We start from the raw sequence: 16319 nt of genomic DNA, 5'->3' as shown, positions 1-16319 counted from the left end.
CCTCATAGCTTTTTTCAACCGGATCGATAGTGTGCAGTGCAAGAAGCGTGCGCGAGCGCGTCACGCAGTCGCACGCGCCTTGCCGGCGCCGGGGAATTCGAGCGTGACTTCGAGGCCCGCTTCCGGGTTGCGGTTGCGCAGGCGCAGCGCGCCGCGATAGCGGCCGACCAGGCGCAGCACGATCGCCATCCCGAGGCCCGTGCCGTCCGCCTTGGTGCGGGCGGTGTCCACTCGGTAGAACGGCCGCATCACGAGCGGCAGTTGATCCTCGGGGATGCCGGGGCCTTCGTCGCTCACCGACAGCTCGACGCGCGCGTGCGACACGCGTGTCTCGAGCGTGATGCGCGACACGCCGTCCTGCTTGCTCTGGCCGTACTTGCGCGCGTTCTCGACGAGGTTGCCGATCACGCGGCGCATGTCGGTCTCGTCGGCTTCGATCACCGCGCTCGGCGCGAGCCGCGTGCGGATCTCGACGCCATCCTCGCCCGACACGCGGGCGGCGACTTCCTGCGCGATCGACGATAGATCGACGGGTTCCGGTTTGCGTTGCGACGGGCGCGCGTAGTCGATGAAGGCCGCGATGATGCGGTCCATCTGCTCGATGTCGTCGACCATCGCGTCCTTGGTCGCCTGGTCGGACGGGCTCATCTCGGTTTCGAGCCGCAGCCGCGCGAGCGGCGTGCGCAGGTCATGCGAGATGCCCGCGAGCATCAGCGCGCGGTCGGCCTCGAGCTGTTCGAGGTCGCGCACCATCTGGTTGAAGCTGCGGTTGGTCTCGGCCGCGACGCCCATCCCGCGCTCGGGTAGCAGCTCGGGTGTCTGGCCCGAGCCGATCTGCCGTGCGGCAAGCGCGAGCCGCGAGAACGGCCGGTTCACCAGGCTGGTGATGAACGCTGAGCCGAACAGCGACAACGCGAGCGCGAACAGCCCCCAGCCAGCCCACTGCAGGCCCGTGACGCTGTCGAGCTGGTCGCGGTCGAGCGCGACCCAGTAATCGTCGTCGTCGATCTTGAAGCTGATCCACACGCCGGGAATGTCGTTGACCGACTGGGCGATCACGGTATCGTCGCCGAGGCGGCTGCGGATGTCGTGTTCGATCAGGCGGTTCAGCGACTCGTCGGGCTGCAGCTTGAACTTGTCGGTTTTCTCGCGCGGGTAAACGCGCACGCCCTCGTTGCTCTCGAGATCCTGCAGCAGCGCGCGCCGCAAATCGGGATCGGAGTAGAGCAGGGCGGTGCGCGTGAGCTTCACGATCGCGACGAGCTGGAGAGCCACGCGCTGTGCACGCGGCTCGCGCTCGATCACGCGAAAGCTCTGGAACCACGCGGCAAGACTGACCGAGATCAGCAGCGCGATCAGCAGGAAGGTGCGCCAGAACAGCCCGCCGAACGCGAGCTGCAGGAGGCGCCGGTCGATACGCATGGGACGGGCCGTGGGCGGGCGAAACCGGAAAGGAAAAAGATCAGGCGGCGCCGTCCGGGATGAACACGTAGCCGAGGCCCCAGACGGTCTGGATGAAACGCGGGCTGCCCGGATCCGGTTCGATCAGCTTGCGCAGCCGCGAGATCTGCACGTCGAGGCTGCGGTCGAACACTTCGTATTCACGGCCGCGTGCGAGCTCCATCAGCTTTTCGCGCGACAGCGGCTGGCGCGGATGACGCGCGAACACCTTCAGCACCGAGAATTCGCCGGTGGTGAGCGGAATTTCCTGGCCGGATTTCGTCAGCGTGCGCGTGGCGAGGTTCAGCGAGAACTCGCCGAACTCGAATACCTCGGTGGTTTCCGACGGCGCACCCGGCAGTTCGGCCGGCGCCTGGCGGCGCAGCACCGCATGAATGCGCGCCACGAGTTCGCGCGGGTTGAACGGCTTCGGCAGGTAATCGTCGGCGCCCATCTCGAGGCCGACGATGCGATCCACATCCTCGCCCTTCGCGGTGAGCATGATGATCGGCGTGCGGTCGTTGCTGCCGCGCAGGCGGCGGCAGATCGACAGGCCGTCTTCGCCCGGGAGCATCAGGTCGAGCACGAGCAGGTCGAAACGCTCGCGTACCCAGAGCTTGTTCATTGCGGTCGCGTTTTCCGCGACGTAGACATTGAAACCCTGCTCGCCGAGATAGCGGCGCAGCAGGTCGCGCAGGCGCGGGTCGTCGTCGACGACGAGAATCTTGGAGGGGTTTTTCGTTTCCATGATCGGCATCTTATCGCGAATGGGAATTGGCGCACGGCCGCGTATTTTCGTGCGTTACAGTCGGTTACAAAATTTACCCGTAGTGTCGCGCCGAGTAAAGGCAGGCTATAGAGATTCCTTTACTCGAAGCCGAAATTCGGTAGATACTCCCCTGCACTCCATCATTCATCTTTGCACACCCGAATTCCGCAGGGTTTTTCAAGTACCAGAGGTAACCGGTTGCCGCGTGACGAAGGGAACAAATCGACCAAAGAAGCGAGGACGGTCATGCGATCTGCCCGGATTGCACTGATGCTGACGATCGCGCTTGCCGGTCCGTATGCGTCGAACTTCGCGTATGCGCAGCGCCCCGAGCAGGGCGCATCGTCGCGCAAGCTGCCGCGCGGCAAAGCGCCGCAGTCGGATCGTACCGCCGAGACGACGGTCCGTTCCGCCGTGCCTCCCGATCTCGAACAGCGCCGCCGCGACGGGCACATGACGCCCGAGGAACGCCACCTTTTGCGCCAGCACATCGAGGACGCCGTTCGCGAGCTGTACAAGCGCTGACACGCCGTCTTTCTCCCTGCGCGGAATTCAGCGCGCGGAAAAGTTTCGTAGCAATTTTTCCGTCAACTTTCGCCTGCCGATTGCCGTTGTACCGGCATCCGCACCGCCGGTGCGCTCCGGGAGTCCATGACGATGAAAGCGAACGCTGCCGCACCGGCGCCGTCGCCCGCCATGCAGTCGCCGCTCGACGCCGACGATGCATTGTTTTTCCTGAGTCGTACCGGTTTTTCTCCCGCGCCCACCGATGTCGCGCGCGTCGTCGGCATGACGCGCGCGCAAGTCGTGGCCGACACGCTCGGCAACGTTCGCCGCGACCCCGTCACGACCTGGCCCGACTGGATCGCCGAGTTGCCGCCGACGCGCGCGCAGCGCCAGGCGCTGACGCCCGACATGCGGCGCGACGAGCAGCGCGAGCGCAACGTCCGGTACGATGCGCTGCGCGCGGCGTGGGTCAACGAGATGATCGTCACGCCGTCGCCGCTCACCGAGCGCATGACGTTGTTCTGGCACGGGCACTTCACGTCGGGTCAGGACAAGGTGCCTTATCCGCAGACGATGGCGGCGCAGAACGCGCTGTTTCGCCGCGAGGCGCTCGGCAACTTCGGCGTGCTGCTGCATGCGGTCGCGAAGGATCCGGCGATGCTGCAGTACCTCGATGGCGCGAGCAATCGCAAGGGGCGCCCGAACGAGAATTTCGCGCGCGAGGTGATGGAACTGTTCACGCTCGGCGAAGGGCATTACACGCAATACGACGTGACCGAGGCCGCGCGTGCGATGACGGGCTGGACGGTCGATCCCGATACTTATCGCTTCGAGGTTCGGCCGGATTTGCACGACGCCGGCGACAAGACGATTCTCGGCGAAACGGGGCCGTTCGATGGCGACGGCTTTCTCGACATCCTGCTGAAGCGGCCCGGCACCGCGCGTTTCATCGCCGCCAAGCTGTGGCGCGAGTTCGTGTCGGATACCCCCGATCCGGGCGCGCTCGATGTGGTGGCCGACCGGTTTCGCTCGAGCGGCTACGACATTCGGGCGGCGCTCGCCGCGCTGTGGTCGACCGACGCCTTCTGGGATCCTCGCAATCGCGGCGTGCTCGTCAAGTCGCCGGCGGAATTCGTCGTCGGGTCGGTGCGACTGTTCGACGTGTCGTACGGCGATCCGCAGATGCTCGCGAACACCGTGCGCACGCTCGGGCAGAACCTGTTCTATCCGCCGAACGTGAAGGGCTGGCCCGGCGGCGCGCTGTGGATCAACAGCACCACGCTGCTCGCGCGCAAGCAGTTCGTCGAGCAGCTGTTCCGCGCGACGGAGACGGCCGGCATGCACCCGCCGGCGCATGCGATGGTGCCGCCGCCGAATGCGCCGAATGGCCGTGCGCATGCGATGCCGGTGGTCGATGCGGCGTCCGCTGCCGACATGCGCGGAACGCCTGCCAAGCCCGTGCGTCCCGGCCTGCGTTTCGACCTCGAACGCTGGCTTGCGCAATATCGCGCGCGGCCGCAGGCGATCGCGGGCTTGTCGACCGAGCTTCAGCTGCAGCACGCGGTGCTGCAGCTGTCGCCGGTCGCGGCGATCGACACGGATTCGACCGGCAGCGCGTATCTCGAGGCGCTGCTGATGGATCCGGCCTATCAACTGAAATGATTCGAACGACGATGAAGCGGGGAGCCGGTGCGGCAAAGACGCCGGGCGGTGAACCAAAGGATGCGCGATGAACCGACGTGATTTTCTGACGCTGACGGGCGCGGCGGCCGCGGCCGGCGTGTCGATGTGGCAAGCGCCTGCGATGGCCGCTTCCGTGGCGCAGGCGGGGCGCCAAGCGGCGGCAGGTTATGCGAACGTGCTGATCCTCGTCGAGCTGAAGGGCGGCAACGACGGCCTCAACACGGTAGTGCCGTATGCGGACCCGCTGTATTACCAGTTCCGCCGCAGCATCGGCATCAAGCGCGAGCAGGTGCTGCAACTCGACGCGCACACGGGGCTGCATCCATCGCTTGCGCCGCTGATGCCGCTGTGGCGAGACGGGCAGGTCGCGGTCGTGCAGGGCGTCGGCTACCCGCAGCCGAACCTGTCGCATTTCCGCTCGATCGAGATCTGGGATACCGCGTCGCGCTCGGATCAATATCTGCACGAAGGCTGGCTGACGCGCACGTTCGCGCAGGCGCCCGTGCCGTCCGGTTTCGCGGCCGACGGCGTCGTGCTCGGCAGCGCCGAGATGGGGCCGCTCTCGAACGGTGCGCGAGCGATCGCGCTCGTCAATCCCGCGCAGTTCATTCGTGCGGCCCGGCTTGCCGAGCCGTCGTCACTGCGCGAACAGAACCCCGCGCTCGCACACATCATCGACGTCGAGAACGACATCGTGAAGGCGGCGGACCGGCTGCGTCCGCGCGGCGGGATGCGTGAATTCAGGACCGCATTTCCGGCCGGCGCGTTCGGCACGTCGGTCAAGACCGCGATGCAGGTGCTGGCCGCGTGCGAAGCGTCCGGGCCTGGTGCGCAGGATGGTGTCGCGGTGCTGCGCCTGACGCTCAACGGCTTCGATACGCACCAGAACCAGCCGGGGCAGCAGGCTGCGCTGCTCAAGCAGTTCGCGGAAGGGATGAGCGCGATGCGCGGCGCGTTGATCGAACTCGGGCGCTGGAACCAGACGCTCGTGATGACCTATGCGGAATTCGGGCGGCACGTGCGCGAGAACCAGAGCAACGGCACCGATCACGGCACGGCCGCGCCGCATTTCGTGATGGGCGGCCGCGTGGCCGGCGGGCTGTACGGTGCGCCGCCGGCGCTCGGGCGGCTCGACGGCAACGGCAACCTGCCGGTCGCGGTCGATTTCCGCCAGCTCTACGCGACCGTGCTCGGGCCGTGGTGGGGGCTCGATGCGACGCGCGTGCTGCAGCAGCGCTTCGAGACGCTGCCGTTGCTGAAGGCGTGAGGCGTGGAGATCAGCGGCGGCGCGCGGCGCGCCACGCGATCCACAGCTTGCGGATCGGTGTCAGCGCGATGCGCTGATGCAGCACCTGGTAGCCGTCGCGCTCGATTTCGTCGAGCAGCGAGCCGGCCAGTGCGATCTGCGCGCGCAGCGTGCGCTGGGCGCGGCGTTCGGATGCCGGGATCGTCGCTTCGGCGGCCGCGAGTGCTTCGCGCGCGCGGGTCGTCTGGAATTGCAGCAATTCGGTGAAGGCCGGGCTGTAGCGGCGGTTCAGCAGATCGGCCGCGGTCACGTTGTAACGCTGCAGTTCGTCGATCGGCAGGTAGATGCGGCCGTGGCGCGCATCGTTGCCGAGGTCCTGCACGAACTGCGCGAGCATCAGTGCGCGGCCGGCGTCCGCGGCCCACGGTTGCGGTTCCGCCGGGTTTGCCGAACTTGCGCGTGCGACCAGCGACGCGAAGGTGCCGCCGGCCTGCGCGATATAACGCTGCAGGTTCGCGAAATCGAGGTAGCGCGCCTGTTCGAGATCCATCCCGTAACCGTTGACGAGCGTACGCAATGCGTCGGCCTCGGCGGCGATCGCCGGATGATGCTGCGCAAGCGCCTTCGTGACCGGGTGCGACGGCTGACCGTCGGCCAGCGCCGCGAGTTCCTTGTGCCACCACGCGAGCTTCGTGTGTCCGACGGTCGGGTCGCTGGTTTCCTTGACGGTTTCCTCGAGTTCGCGGCGCAGCGCGAATAGCGCAGTCAGGCGCGGCTGCGTGGCGAGCGGCGCCTGACGCAGCGCGTAGTAGACGCTGGAGCCCGCAGGGGCGGCCTTTTGCTGACAGTAGTCGTCGAAGTTCACGGGCGGAATCGTGTGGGGGGCGGGTTCGGGGGACGCGCGGCGGCGCGGTGCCGAAACGTCGAGCGCGGCATTCTAGCACCGCTGCACGATGGGTGCCGGCGGGGCGAGACAAGCCCGCACGGATCGGGTAGAATCTCGCGCTCGCCTGATCGGGCGTGCCGGTTACAAGCCGGCGCGATGTCCCGGGCGCGTGGCCACGCATCTTTCGTGCCGCGTGGTCAGGCGACAGAAATGCGCGTGAGTGGCGAAATTGGTAGACGCACCAGGTTTAGGTCCTGACGCCCGCAAGGGTGTGCCGGTTCGAGTCCGGCCTCACGCACCACATATACTCCCAAGCAATCCCATGTTTGGCCAAAAAGCCCCGTCAGTCAAGCACTTACGGGGCTTTTTGTTACCAGCGTTGCCCAACGTTTCCCATTGACACCCACGGAACCCGGGGGCATCGTAGGGGGCAGTTTTCCTGATCTGGGGCATCGAAATGCCCCCTTGCTCAAATGCCCCTTACCGATGTCGCTGTCCGTGCGGCCAAGCCCCGCGAGAAGTCCTACAAGCTGGCTGACGGCCAGGGCATGTACCTCGAGGTGATGCCGTCCGGCTCGAAGTATTGGCGGCTGAAATATCGCATCGACGGCAAGGAAAAACGGATGGCCCTCGGGGTCTATCCGGCGGTGACCTTGCTTGCCGCTCGGAAGGCTCGTGACGAGATTAAAGACCAGTTACGCGGCGGCCTTGATCCTTCGCACGAAAAGAAGCGCGTGAAGGCGCAGCGCAGCGTTGACCGCGTGAATTCGTTCGAACCTATCGCGCGGGAATGGCACGGGCAGCGTAAGGACGCATGGAGCGAACGTCATGCGGACCGGATCATGAAGCTGCTCGAGCGAGAACTGTTTCCCGTGCTCGGCGCGCGGCCGATCGCTGAGATCACCGCGCCCGAACTGCTGGCTGCGATTCGAAAGATCGAGGCTCGCGACGCGATCGAACTTGCGCACAAGGCGATCCAGGCCACCAGTCAGATCTTTCGGTACGCCATTGCCACGGGGCGCGCCGAGCGTGACCCGGCGCCTGATCTCCGCGGCGCGCTGAAGACCCGTACCGTCGTGCACATGAAGCGCGTGAGCGAGGCTGAGCTGCCGGAGCTTATGCAGAAGATCAACGTGTACGAAGGCGACTACCAGACGCGTCTGGCGCTTCAGTTCATGGCGTTGACGTTCGTTCGTACGAGCGAACTGCGGTTCGCTGAATGGACCGAGTTCGACGAGAAGAAGAACGAGTGGCGGATCCCGCCCGAGAAGATGAAGATGCGCTCGCCGCACATCGTGCCGCTATCGAAGCAGGCGCTCGACGTGGTGGCGAAGCTGCGCGAATTGAACGGCCACGGCCAGTACCTGTTTCCGAGCCGGTCGAGTTCCAAGAAGCCGATGAGCGAGAATACGATCCTCTACGCTCTGTACCGGATGGGGTACCACTCGCGGATGACCGGGCATGGATTCCGTGGCCTCGCCTCAACTATCCTGAACGAGCACAATTTCAACCGGGATTGGATTGAGCGGCAGCTTGCGCACAGCGACCGCGACGGCGTCCGGGCGGCGTACAACCACGCCGAGTACCTGCCCGAGCGTCGGAAGATGATGCAGTGGTGGGGTGACTACTTGGCGCCTGCGTGTCGACCTGGATGACTGTTGTTACGCTTCTGATACATTCTTGACCGGAATCAAGTGTGTTCACCGCGGCCAAACGCAGTATTGGCCGACACTGCTGGCCAAGTGTGTGCTTGGTAGGGCAGTGGCCCAGTTATTGCTATAGGAAGTGTGGCTGCTGTAGCTGACGTTCGATCCGTCCCCTGCTTAGGGTTTTGGGCGTAGCAAAACGCGCACACGGAGCCTAAAGTATTGTTTACTCGATGCCGTTCATGATACATATGCCGGACGGCACATCTGAAGGAGAGACTCGATGTTCAATTTTCGCATGTCGCTGAGCGAAAACTTTGCATCGTTCCGCGACGAGGCCACCGGAAAATTTGTATTTGTAGATTCGTTCGATAACCGTCAGTTCAGTGTTCGATTCGGAACCGCGAGCAAAAGTGAGTTCATCGGTGATGTTACAGCGGAGTCCAACGAAGACCTGAATCGCAGGCTGAAGTCACTCGTTGAGAAAGCTCTCAAGTGAGCCATTATGCCGATAACAATACAAGAATTGAGGGCATTAGAGGCAAGGATTAACGCGAAGGTGGCAACGTATCAGATCGCCTTTCGTTTAACAGTTCATTTCTCATGCGATCGTATAAATCATCCGAGGAATCGACCTCCGATTACGCTCGCGGAGCTTGAGGATATCTTTGACAGAGTGATCGCAAAGCATATCCAGACTCTGTGGGCTCTCGGAGATGGCGACGCTTATAATATCCGATGCACGAAGAGTCATATCAATATTCCTTGTGCTATTGAGAAACAGCTTTCGAACGGCGGCGTGCGAGAGCACTTGCACAGCACGGTCACTGTGATGCGTAATCCGAATTTCGGTGTTAATCCAGGCACAATAGACTTACCTATCTAGCCCCGCCCCGAGCGGGGTTTTTCATTCCCGGGGTCGTTCAACGTTCCATTCCCGGGAACATTGCGGCTGTGACTCACCGCATCCCCGCACGCCTCATTTCCTCGCGTAGCAGGTGCATCAGCCGATGCAACTGCCCCTGCGCCCCGGCGAGGTCACCCTTGTTCGCGACGTTCTTGTCCGTGTACGTGTACCACTCCTCGATGCGCTCGAGCGACTTTCGAAGGGCGCGAATCTCGAGGATGAGCCAGCGCACCTGAAGGTCGGTGTACTCGCGCCACAGCGCGCGAAGTTCGGCTTCCGTCGGAGCGTCAAATTCAGGCACTGCCGGCCGTAGCTTGAACCGCGGATCCGTGAGCGGTACACGGTTGCGATCGAGCCTGGTTGCTTCAATCGGCGCGCAGGTGCCGAGAAACGCCGACCTCGGGTCCTTGTCGATCCAAAACTCAAATTCACGCTTCGTGAGCTCGATCGGTGTCCTCAGGCGATTCTTGTCGCCCTGGAACCCGTACTCCCAAATGTAAGCCCACTGCGGCCTGATCACGATGTCACCACTGTATAAAAACACAGTATATTTCGGGATAAGCTACACGAGTCAAGATCATAAAAATGGGGACGGGCGATGTGTACAAACTACCGAGCGCCGCATGAGGACTATGAGATCCGAGAGCTGAGGATCGAGCCGTTCAGCGAGCTGTACCGAGACTTCCCGTGGAAGCCCGAGATCTATCAGGACTATCTGGCGCCGATCGTCGCAAACGTCGACGGAAAGCTCAGACCATTGGCGGCAGGCTTCGGCTTCTGGCCACGCGCACTGCAGAAGGCCAACATCGAGAAGGCGAAGGAGCAGGGCCGGAAACCGCCGATCATGCGCAGCACGATGAACGTGCGTGACGACAACCTCGGCAAGTCGCCTCTTTACGGACCGGCATGGCGCGCTGGGCGACGCTGCCTGATACCGGCCGACTGGATCTACGAACCGTGCTATGAGACGGGGAAGAACGTATGGCACAGGATCGGCCTGACTGACTGGCGAACGATGTGCGTCGCAGGCATCTGGCGCACGCTTACGGGCCAGGACGGCGCCGAGCATCACACTATGTCGATGATCACGGTGAACGGTGACGGGCACCCCGTCTTCTCGCGAATGCACAAGCCAGACGACGAGAAGCGGGCCGTCGTGATCCTACGGCCGGACGACTGGGAGGAATGGCTGACGACGTCGAACGTCGAGGCGGCGCGGGCGATGCTGCAACTCTATCCGGCGGACGAGATGGTGGCCGCCCCAAGATCGTGAACAGTACAATGAGAGCGGTACATGTATTCTGAACGTCATAAGGTCAGAGGTTCAAATGGCAGAACAAGAAGAAAAAGAGACCGTCAAGGGGCAATGTCCGCATTGCGGCGACGAGCGAAATTGTGAAGTTCATGGGCGCGTCAAAAAGCAGTGGGAATGGTCCGATCGATCTGGAAATTCGGTCGACGGTTTGATAGAGCATCTGTTCCTAGAATGTAAGGGATGCGAAACGATTTTTTACGAGTCAATTTCGTGCAACAGCGAGGACGTTGAGTATTGGTACGACCATAACGGGGACACACAGTCCGAGTACGTCATGCATCGAACCACATATCCCAAACCGACCAGCCGTATCAAGCCATCTTGGTTGAGTGCGATAGTGAATACGGATATGACTCTCTACACGATTCTTGATGAGATGTATCTTGCGTGCGATAACGGGACGTATATTCTCACTGCGATTGGTCTTAGAACTGCGCTTGACAGGGCGATGGAAGTCCTCGGTATCGACCAAGCGGCGACGTTTGTGGAGAAATTAAAGCGCCTGCGGGACGGTGGATGGATCGGTGAGACAGAGCATGAAATTCTAGGGATCGTTACTGATGCCGGAAATGCCGCTGCCCACCGCGGATGGCGGCCCGACGAGCAGGAGGTTTTTCAACTCGTTCAAGCGATGGAAGTGTTTCTTCAACGAGCATTCATTGTTGGCAAGCAGGCTCTTGGTATCAAAGAAAAAATTCCGCCAAAGCCGGCGCGCAGAAAGTGAGCGATTGAAGCAGGCACGCGTCAATCCGTGAAATGAGGGCGGCCGCCATGCCGCCCATGTTCGCGCTGTCATCCGCCAAGTCGATGAGTCGTCGAGCCAGGTGCGTTGATGAACCCTGTTCCTTTGCCGCCCGCAACCTTGAGGTGTTCGACTTCAACCTTAGCGGAGTTGATGATCACCTGAGCTACCTCGGCGACGGCCTTTGCCCGTTCGATCTCCATCGGTTTTTCCTTGTCGGTCAACGCTTGCAGGGTATTGAACAGATATTCGCGCAGGGCTTCAATGTTGTTCATTGATCACCTTCCTAAGCTTGTTGTATATGTTGATGACGGATCGGAGTTCTTCCGGATAGCGAATTCCCGAGGAACGATTGGCATGCTCTAGCTTCGTAAGCAGCTCAAGGTTCGAGATGTCGCAATTCAATGGATTCCGATCGATGAACCATATGGAATGCGTTTTTGGGTTGTAGTCCTCATGGTGGGCGCGCCATGCGAGTCGATGCTTCGACACCCATCCTTCTGTATCGTCAACTTTGATATAGACGTAGCCGCTCCAAATTTTCTCAGTTCCGACGGGATGTGCCGTAATCCAATTTTCGGTACCGAGTGGAGCGATGCGCTCGCCGACCGATTTCCAGAATGCCGCAGACTTCTTCAGGCCAAGCTTTCTGGCCATGACTAGGATCTGAGACGAGGTCTTTGCGAGGACAGCGGACAAGGTCGCAATTGTCGAGTCCGGATACTGGTGCTTGAGGATTGTGAGTTCCTCATCCGACCATAGCACCCGCGGACCGAAGCGATGTCCCTCAGGTGGAATGTATCCGATCGCCTTTCGAAGCCCGAGCTTGCGGGCTTTGCCTTCAATCTGTTGAACAGTACGTCCAAGATGTCGTGCTATGGCCGCATTGGCGTTGTGTGGGTATAGATTCGTCAAAAGCTCAACGTCACCTGTCCCCCATCTCTCGTAACCTTGAGCTGCATTTTGCATCGCAGTCGAGAGGTTGGGGCTTGGGGCGAATGTCTTTTTTATCTTGCGTCTGCCGTCGGATACCGGCTCCTTGTTAACGATGACGTGACCTCGTTTGATGTACGGCCAAATACTGCCCGAGACATCTCGACCATCTAACTGAAGTACTGCAACAATATCCTCCTCGCATATGCCAGGTTGATCTTGGATCAACTGCAGGATTGCTTTCGTGTAGCTCACGCAGGTCCTCCTAAACAGTCAGTAGGACTCCGTATGGTGACACTCCAAAAATACGGAAGTGCACGAACATGATTCGGGTGATTGCATGGCGATCTGATCAAATCTCACTTGACGATCCGGAGGAATGGAACTACATTGGAAACGCGCTTGAGACAACAAGCGCCGGGTTTGGCGACCTGTAACGAAGGCGGATGAGACCGCCGCCCTAGGCGGTATTTTTTCGTCCGTTGTATCATTGCGTCCTCCGCTTATGGGCGGGCAGCAGTGGGGAGACCTTCGGGTCTGCCGGTTCCTTCGTTCCGGTTCGCCAACCCCGCTGTCTGCCTGCCCACCACTCCGTTTGGCGACGGACAGGGCAGGTTCCTCAAACGAAGGAGCCATCATGTCTACCGTTAAGTCCACGTCAGTTCCCCCCGCACGTCCCGACTACACCGACCCCGCTTTTTGCAGCGCGCTGATGAATGACCATTGGGTCACTGGCGACGACAGCGAATTCGCCAAGGTTCCGGCGAATCTGATCGCCGACGTGTATCGCGCATCTAACGCGATCAGTACAATCGCCCGGCTGGTTCATAACAGCAGCTGCGAGCCGGAAATGTCGAACGCTGAACCTCTCGGACAAGCAGCTCACTTGGGCCTGCTGAACGCGGCCGAGCTCATCGGCCAGTACCTGACCGAAGTTGCGGATCGGATGCTGGAAGGCCTGCAACTCGCCAAGCACGCGAGCGAGTCCGCGGAGGTGCGCCATGACTGACGTTCGTACGCTGAAGACGCTGCCCGAGACGCTTCCCAACGTCAGCGTGATGACCAGTCTCCTGTCAATCACTGCCGGTCTACCGCTCGTTGATGCCTTGGAAGCATCGTCGTGTCACCTGACGGTTGCGCTCGACGTCCTCAGCGAGACCGCGGCCAACAGCACTGAGAATTCGAGCGCGTTGTATGCCGTTCTCACGGCGGTGGGGATTGCCAAAGGGTTGCTTGATTCTGCCGTTGGTGCCATCGAGGTCGCTGACCGGGAGGTGCGTCATGGCTGAGAAGATCAATCTTGACGCTGTCGTTCCTTCCGCCGGCGAGCTGTCCATCGTCATGGACAGAACTCTTGGATATGCTTGCTATATCGGCACCCGTGCGCATCTGGAAGCTGAAGGTGTCATCCCGGCAGGAACCGAATGGCGACGAGGATATCGATCGATATTCTGGACCGAGAACGGCATTAGCTTCGGCTTGCAGCGAGAGCGTCCCAAGGGCGCCAAAGGCCCGCGGAGAGAGTTCGAAGACTGCGACAACTGGCGCCTGCTCATGCATGCGGTCGGTCGGGACCATCGCGAATCCTATATTCGCGTGAAGGCACGAGAACTTCGCGAGGCGCTGTTCGCGCAAACGCCTGAGGGAAGACAGCTCAGGAATCGGTATTTCGTGGCACTGGAGGACAAGGGGTTCCAGGCATTCCGTGACAAGGTGACTGCGCTAGCAGAACTGGAAAGGCCTAAGAAGCGGCGCGGCAGGACGTCCCAGGCAGACGGGGAGAAAAATCATGGATAAGCGTCAACTATCACCGGCGTACCAGAGCGGTGCGATGGCGTTTGCGGCGGTGTGCCGAGAGTTGGGGGCCGATATGCCCGACGACTGGCGGACCGCAGCCGAGCGAATTCGAGACGCAGTTGGGAAGCTGAGCGGCGCTCAACGCGAAGGGTTCGAGGATGCAGTCGCGTTGCTTGTCCATCGATCCGTTTGCGACGGTGATGTACCGATAGTCGCCAGTTGGGACCCGATTCCAGAACTGGAGGATCCGGACTACTGGCTGACGGCTTGACGTTCCGCGTCGCAACATGCCGCACGCACGTCGTGCGGCATAATCGTTTCAAGCGCGCCTAGCTTGACGGGCGAAAGCAGAGATCCCTAGCGTCGTCGACGCGGCTCTTTCCAAGTGATGCATGAGGGTACAAATGAATAGGACCGGGGACGAGGTACCAAACGCCGACCAAGATGACGACGAGCTTCAGAAACATCTTGATGAAGTGAGTCGACAATGGATGCAGCAGCTTTGCTCGTTTATAGACGAGCGGCCAAAAGAATTTATAAAAATGATGTGCGAAGGCGCGTTGGGAATCGAGAGGGAGGCAGAAAACCCGTTTCGCAGAAGCCCCGATTCGCTGCTTGGGGGAACGGGGAGATATCTGACTTACATAGAAGGTCTGGCAAAAATACTTTTGAATAAAGTTGATGGCGTCGATCCTGTCTCGCGAGGGGATGGTTACACGCCGTTTTTAACGATGGTGGAAGATTATTTTAACTTCTCGCCTTTTTTGAGGAGCGAAGATGTTGTCAAGAGCTTTGATTTGATATCCATTCAGCACAACTTCTTTAACGAATATGCTGATCCTTTGGCTTCAGCAATCGATACCTCATGTCAATTCGTCTTTGAAGGCCTGCCACTGTACCGGGTGTCTGATGAATCTGGGTTTGAGCGCCTCAACTTCAGCGATCCGGTTTTTAACTATATCTATAAGAAGGGCGAGTACTTCGAGTCGGGTCCAACGACACACGTTCCGAATTGGGCCGAAGGGCTGTACTTCAAAGACAGCGACCTCGCAGTGCATACAGCTTTCTTTTCTGGTTCGGGTGAACTGCTGGATGCCGAGCGAAACATGCGCCGCAATGCTCTGCGGACCGCGCTCGGCATTGATTCAGTGGAGCACGCATCGCGTCCTGTAGAAGAGAAGTATCGCGGTGAACTCCTCAGCTTGGCTCATGCGGTTCAGGAGAGATTTTGGGACCTGAACAGATTTGATGCCGCAGACCCAGATACGCAGCCGAAGCAGGCAGAGATCATCGACTGGATCAAGCAGAAGAAGCCGGGTATCTCCGATGTCGAAGCAAAGGCTGTTGAAAAAGTTGCATGTCCGATCAAGCGGTAGGACGCTCGCGTCAGTCTATGCCCTAACCCTACCCCTAGGGTGCAATGATGGTTCCTATGGGGTGGGCAAGGTTGCCATAACCCCCTGACCATCGAATACCTTTCTCTCACGAACTCTACCAACGGTGAGCGAAAGTGAAGAAGACAGCCGCGCCAGCCGATTCCGGCAAGCCGACCGAGCCGATCCTCCCGCGGGTCGGCCTCTCAAAATGGGCTCAGATCGCGCCCTTTATTCCGATGTGCCGCGAGTCGTGGAGGAAGCTGGGGATCGCCGGCAAGGCTCCCCAGCCAATCCGGATGAGCCGCACGCACTCCTGCTACAGCAACGCCGAAGTGCACCGCTGGCTGTCCGATCCCCTCGGCTATGCTGCGGCGCCTCAGGAAGGGCGGGAGGCGGCGTAAGTGGGCACGAAGTCAACCAGCCGCGGCGTCGTTAGCGGCCAACGGGGCCTCAGGTTGCGGGAGCATTCCCGGCAGCGTGAACTGGTACATCAGGAACAGTTTCGTGAAGATCGCGAGGTCATCGATTTCATCATCTTCGACCAACGGCGTCTCGTGGCTGGCCTCGTTCCCGAGCGTACGAATCCGGTGTGCGAAATCTCGCATGCTCGGAGTGAGCAAGGACTGCTTCGTCAGCTCCTCAATCCTGCTGTACAGCGACTTGGTCAAGGTAGGGGCAACCGATTTGATCGCTGCCTCAAGTGCCCTGCGATACGCGTTGCCAGCAGGACCGCGAAAACCGGCAATCTTCAGGCTCTCCGCCTCGGAGAACGCTCTGTAGACCGGATCTGGCAAATGATCGGGAATGTCGGGCGCTGGGGGTGGGGGAAGCCATCCCTCAATACGCATGTAGTCGTTGTGCTGAAGAGTGCCGGGCACGTCCTTCAGGTTCGGATTGATATGGGGTTCCATAATCCGAATCGTCGAACAAACGCCTCTGTGGCAAGCGTTACAGACAGCAAATGTCTCTACTGGACGAAATCCATTTTTGTCAGGACGCGGGTGAGGACACGTAGTTACCACCGTGAAGGAAGTGTTGTCCCGGAAGCAATGTGGGCACTTGATCGCAAAGG

20 protein-coding genes and 1 tRNA gene are annotated in these 16319 nt (G+C 60.6%); 14 read left to right on the top strand and 7 right to left on the bottom strand.

All coding sequences use genetic code 11. The annotated features are described in order from the left end of the window. Positions 1-60: 60 nt before the first annotated feature. Together FFS49_RS04485 and ompR are read right to left on the bottom strand one after the other, a co-directional pair. Positions 61-1422 carry an ATP-binding protein gene (locus tag FFS49_RS04485; RefSeq protein WP_039342861.1) on the bottom strand — a complete coding sequence of 454 codons (1362 nt, stop codon included), beginning with the start codon at positions 1420-1422 and terminating at the stop codon, positions 61-63. 40 nt (positions 1423-1462) lie between these two features. Next, positions 1463-2188 carry a two-component system response regulator OmpR gene (ompR, locus tag FFS49_RS04480; protein ID WP_004199523.1) on the bottom strand — a complete coding sequence of 242 codons (726 nt, stop codon included), beginning with the start codon at positions 2186-2188 and terminating at the stop codon, positions 1463-1465. Positions 2189-2455: 267 nt separating this feature from the next. On the opposite strand from ompR, the gene FFS49_RS04470 reads away from it, so the two are divergent. The 3 genes from FFS49_RS04470 to FFS49_RS04460 all read left to right on the top strand — a co-directional run bounded on the left by FFS49_RS04470 (position 2456) and on the right by FFS49_RS04460 (position 5666). After that, the gene (locus FFS49_RS04470; protein WP_039342863.1) at positions 2456-2734 is read left to right on the top strand and encodes a hypothetical protein; all 279 of its coding nucleotides are present in this window, start codon (positions 2456-2458) and stop codon (positions 2732-2734) included. 132 nt (positions 2735-2866) lie between these two features. Further along, complete coding sequence (locus FFS49_RS04465) at positions 2867-4378, top strand: DUF1800 domain-containing protein (protein ID WP_105818683.1); 1512 nt, start codon at positions 2867-2869, stop codon at positions 4376-4378. A 67-nt stretch (positions 4379-4445) separates the two neighbouring features. Beyond that, complete coding sequence (locus tag FFS49_RS04460) at positions 4446-5666, top strand: DUF1501 domain-containing protein (RefSeq protein ID WP_105818623.1); 1221 nt, start codon at positions 4446-4448, stop codon at positions 5664-5666. Positions 5667-5676: 10 nt separating this feature from the next. Here the strand turns inward: FFS49_RS04460 and hpnD are convergent, their stop codons facing one another. Then, positions 5677-6510, bottom strand: a complete 834-nt coding sequence (hpnD, locus tag FFS49_RS04455) for a presqualene diphosphate synthase HpnD (RefSeq protein WP_105818622.1) — start codon at positions 6508-6510, stop codon at positions 5677-5679. A gap of 235 nt (positions 6511-6745) precedes the next feature. On the opposite strand from hpnD, the gene FFS49_RS04450 reads away from it, so the two are divergent. The 3 genes from FFS49_RS04450 to FFS49_RS04440 all read left to right on the top strand — a co-directional run bounded on the left by FFS49_RS04450 (position 6746) and on the right by FFS49_RS04440 (position 8676). Further along, positions 6746-6832: transfer RNA gene (locus tag FFS49_RS04450), tRNA-Leu, on the top strand. Positions 6833-7004: 172 nt separating this feature from the next. Then, positions 7005-8186: an integrase arm-type DNA-binding domain-containing protein gene (locus tag FFS49_RS04445; RefSeq protein WP_105818621.1), complete on the top strand. Its 1182-nt coding sequence runs from the start codon at positions 7005-7007 to the stop codon at positions 8184-8186. A gap of 274 nt (positions 8187-8460) precedes the next feature. Further along, complete coding sequence (locus FFS49_RS04440; RefSeq protein ID WP_060081894.1) at positions 8461-8676, top strand: hypothetical protein; 216 nt, start codon at positions 8461-8463, stop codon at positions 8674-8676. 460 nt (positions 8677-9136) lie between these two features. On the opposite strand, the gene FFS49_RS04430 is transcribed toward FFS49_RS04440, so the two are convergent. Further along, a complete protein-coding gene (locus FFS49_RS04430; RefSeq protein ID WP_105818619.1) occupies positions 9137-9628 on the bottom strand; it encodes a hypothetical protein in 492 nt (163 codons plus the stop codon). A 54-nt stretch (positions 9629-9682) separates the two neighbouring features. On the opposite strand from FFS49_RS04430, the gene FFS49_RS04425 reads away from it, so the two are divergent. Continuing rightward, on the top strand, positions 9683-10357 hold the full coding sequence (locus tag FFS49_RS04425) for an SOS response-associated peptidase family protein (RefSeq protein ID WP_105818618.1): 675 nt from the start codon (positions 9683-9685) through the stop codon (positions 10355-10357). Positions 10358-10412: 55 nt separating this feature from the next. Beyond that, entirely contained in the window at positions 10413-11123 is a 711-nt protein-coding gene (locus tag FFS49_RS04420) for a DUF4145 domain-containing protein (protein ID WP_105818617.1), read from the top strand. Between the two features lie 68 nt (positions 11124-11191). On the opposite strand, the gene FFS49_RS04415 is transcribed toward FFS49_RS04420, so the two are convergent. Together FFS49_RS04415 and FFS49_RS04410 are read right to left on the bottom strand one after the other, a co-directional pair. Beyond that, entirely contained in the window at positions 11192-11416 is a 225-nt protein-coding gene (locus FFS49_RS04415) for a hypothetical protein (protein ID WP_081075333.1), read from the bottom strand. Continuing rightward, positions 11403-12329 (bottom strand): HNH endonuclease signature motif containing protein, encoded by a 927-nt coding sequence (locus FFS49_RS04410; protein WP_105818616.1) that lies wholly within the window; start codon positions 12327-12329, stop codon positions 11403-11405. Before FFS49_RS04410 ends, FFS49_RS04415 begins: the two co-directional genes overlap by 14 nt. A 382-nt stretch (positions 12330-12711) precedes the next feature. Between FFS49_RS04410 and FFS49_RS04405 the strand changes: the two genes are divergently transcribed. From FFS49_RS04405 to FFS49_RS42485, 6 genes are all read left to right on the top strand, one after another. Continuing rightward, complete coding sequence (locus tag FFS49_RS04405) at positions 12712-13083, top strand: hypothetical protein (RefSeq protein WP_105818615.1); 372 nt, start codon at positions 12712-12714, stop codon at positions 13081-13083. Next, complete coding sequence (locus FFS49_RS04400; RefSeq protein WP_105818614.1) at positions 13076-13363, top strand: hypothetical protein; 288 nt, start codon at positions 13076-13078, stop codon at positions 13361-13363. The genes FFS49_RS04405 and FFS49_RS04400 overlap by 8 nt, the downstream gene beginning before the upstream one ends. Continuing rightward, positions 13356-13871, top strand: coding sequence for a hypothetical protein (locus tag FFS49_RS04395; RefSeq protein WP_105818613.1), 516 nt, complete (start codon positions 13356-13358; stop codon positions 13869-13871). Before FFS49_RS04400 ends, FFS49_RS04395 begins: the two co-directional genes overlap by 8 nt. Then, complete coding sequence (locus tag FFS49_RS04390; protein WP_137909795.1) at positions 13864-14142, top strand: hypothetical protein; 279 nt, start codon at positions 13864-13866, stop codon at positions 14140-14142. Before FFS49_RS04395 ends, FFS49_RS04390 begins: the two co-directional genes overlap by 8 nt. Before the next feature lie 133 nt (positions 14143-14275). Then, positions 14276-15247, top strand: a complete 972-nt coding sequence (locus tag FFS49_RS04385; RefSeq protein WP_105818612.1) for a hypothetical protein — start codon at positions 14276-14278, stop codon at positions 15245-15247. Positions 15248-15381: 134 nt separating this feature from the next. Further along, positions 15382-15648, top strand: coding sequence for a transcriptional regulator (locus FFS49_RS42485; protein ID WP_224755684.1), 267 nt, complete (start codon positions 15382-15384; stop codon positions 15646-15648). Positions 15649-15660: 12 nt separating this feature from the next. On the opposite strand, the gene FFS49_RS04375 is transcribed toward FFS49_RS42485, so the two are convergent. Further along, entirely contained in the window at positions 15661-16158 is a 498-nt protein-coding gene (locus FFS49_RS04375; protein WP_171026720.1) for a DUF4145 domain-containing protein, read from the bottom strand. Positions 16159-16319 lie beyond the last annotated feature (161 nt).

The organism is Burkholderia sp. 4NA327C6 (assembly GCF_005502655.1).
In the GTDB taxonomy this organism is placed as follows: Bacteria; Pseudomonadota; Gammaproteobacteria; order Burkholderiales; family Burkholderiaceae; genus Burkholderia; species Burkholderia contaminans.
This window is presented reverse-complemented; position numbering and strand designations above follow the sequence as displayed.

Bases quoted from the DNA above. Each gene is read 5' to 3' on its own strand.
- FFS49_RS04440 (WP_060081894.1), top strand. From the start codon at position 8,461: ATGTTCAATTTTCGCATGTCGCTGAGCGAAAACTTTGCATCGTTCCGC.
- FFS49_RS04390 (WP_137909795.1), top strand. From the start codon at position 13,864: ATGGATAAGCGTCAACTATCACCGGCGTACCAGAGCGGTGCGATGGCG.
- FFS49_RS04445 (WP_105818621.1), top strand. From the start codon at position 7,005: ATGCCCCTTACCGATGTCGCTGTCCGTGCGGCCAAGCCCCGCGAGAAG.
- FFS49_RS04395 (WP_105818613.1), top strand. From the start codon at position 13,356: ATGGCTGAGAAGATCAATCTTGACGCTGTCGTTCCTTCCGCCGGCGAG.
- ompR (WP_004199523.1), bottom strand. From the start codon at position 2,188: ATGGAAACGAAAAACCCCTCCAAGATTCTCGTCGTCGACGACGACCCG.
- FFS49_RS04425 (WP_105818618.1), top strand. From the start codon at position 9,683: ATGTGTACAAACTACCGAGCGCCGCATGAGGACTATGAGATCCGAGAG.
- FFS49_RS04470 (WP_039342863.1), top strand. From the start codon at position 2,456: ATGCGATCTGCCCGGATTGCACTGATGCTGACGATCGCGCTTGCCGGT.
- FFS49_RS04385 (WP_105818612.1), top strand. From the start codon at position 14,276: ATGAATAGGACCGGGGACGAGGTACCAAACGCCGACCAAGATGACGAC.
- FFS49_RS04375 (WP_171026720.1), bottom strand. From the start codon at position 16,158: ATGGAACCCCATATCAATCCGAACCTGAAGGACGTGCCCGGCACTCTT.
- FFS49_RS04465 (WP_105818683.1), top strand. From the start codon at position 2,867: ATGAAAGCGAACGCTGCCGCACCGGCGCCGTCGCCCGCCATGCAGTCG.
- FFS49_RS04400 (WP_105818614.1), top strand. From the start codon at position 13,076: ATGACTGACGTTCGTACGCTGAAGACGCTGCCCGAGACGCTTCCCAAC.
- FFS49_RS04420 (WP_105818617.1), top strand. From the start codon at position 10,413: ATGGCAGAACAAGAAGAAAAAGAGACCGTCAAGGGGCAATGTCCGCAT.
- FFS49_RS04485 (WP_039342861.1), bottom strand. From the start codon at position 1,422: ATGCGTATCGACCGGCGCCTCCTGCAGCTCGCGTTCGGCGGGCTGTTC.
- FFS49_RS04405 (WP_105818615.1), top strand. From the start codon at position 12,712: ATGTCTACCGTTAAGTCCACGTCAGTTCCCCCCGCACGTCCCGACTAC.
- FFS49_RS04460 (WP_105818623.1), top strand. From the start codon at position 4,446: ATGAACCGACGTGATTTTCTGACGCTGACGGGCGCGGCGGCCGCGGCC.
- FFS49_RS04415 (WP_081075333.1), bottom strand. From the start codon at position 11,416: ATGAACAACATTGAAGCCCTGCGCGAATATCTGTTCAATACCCTGCAA.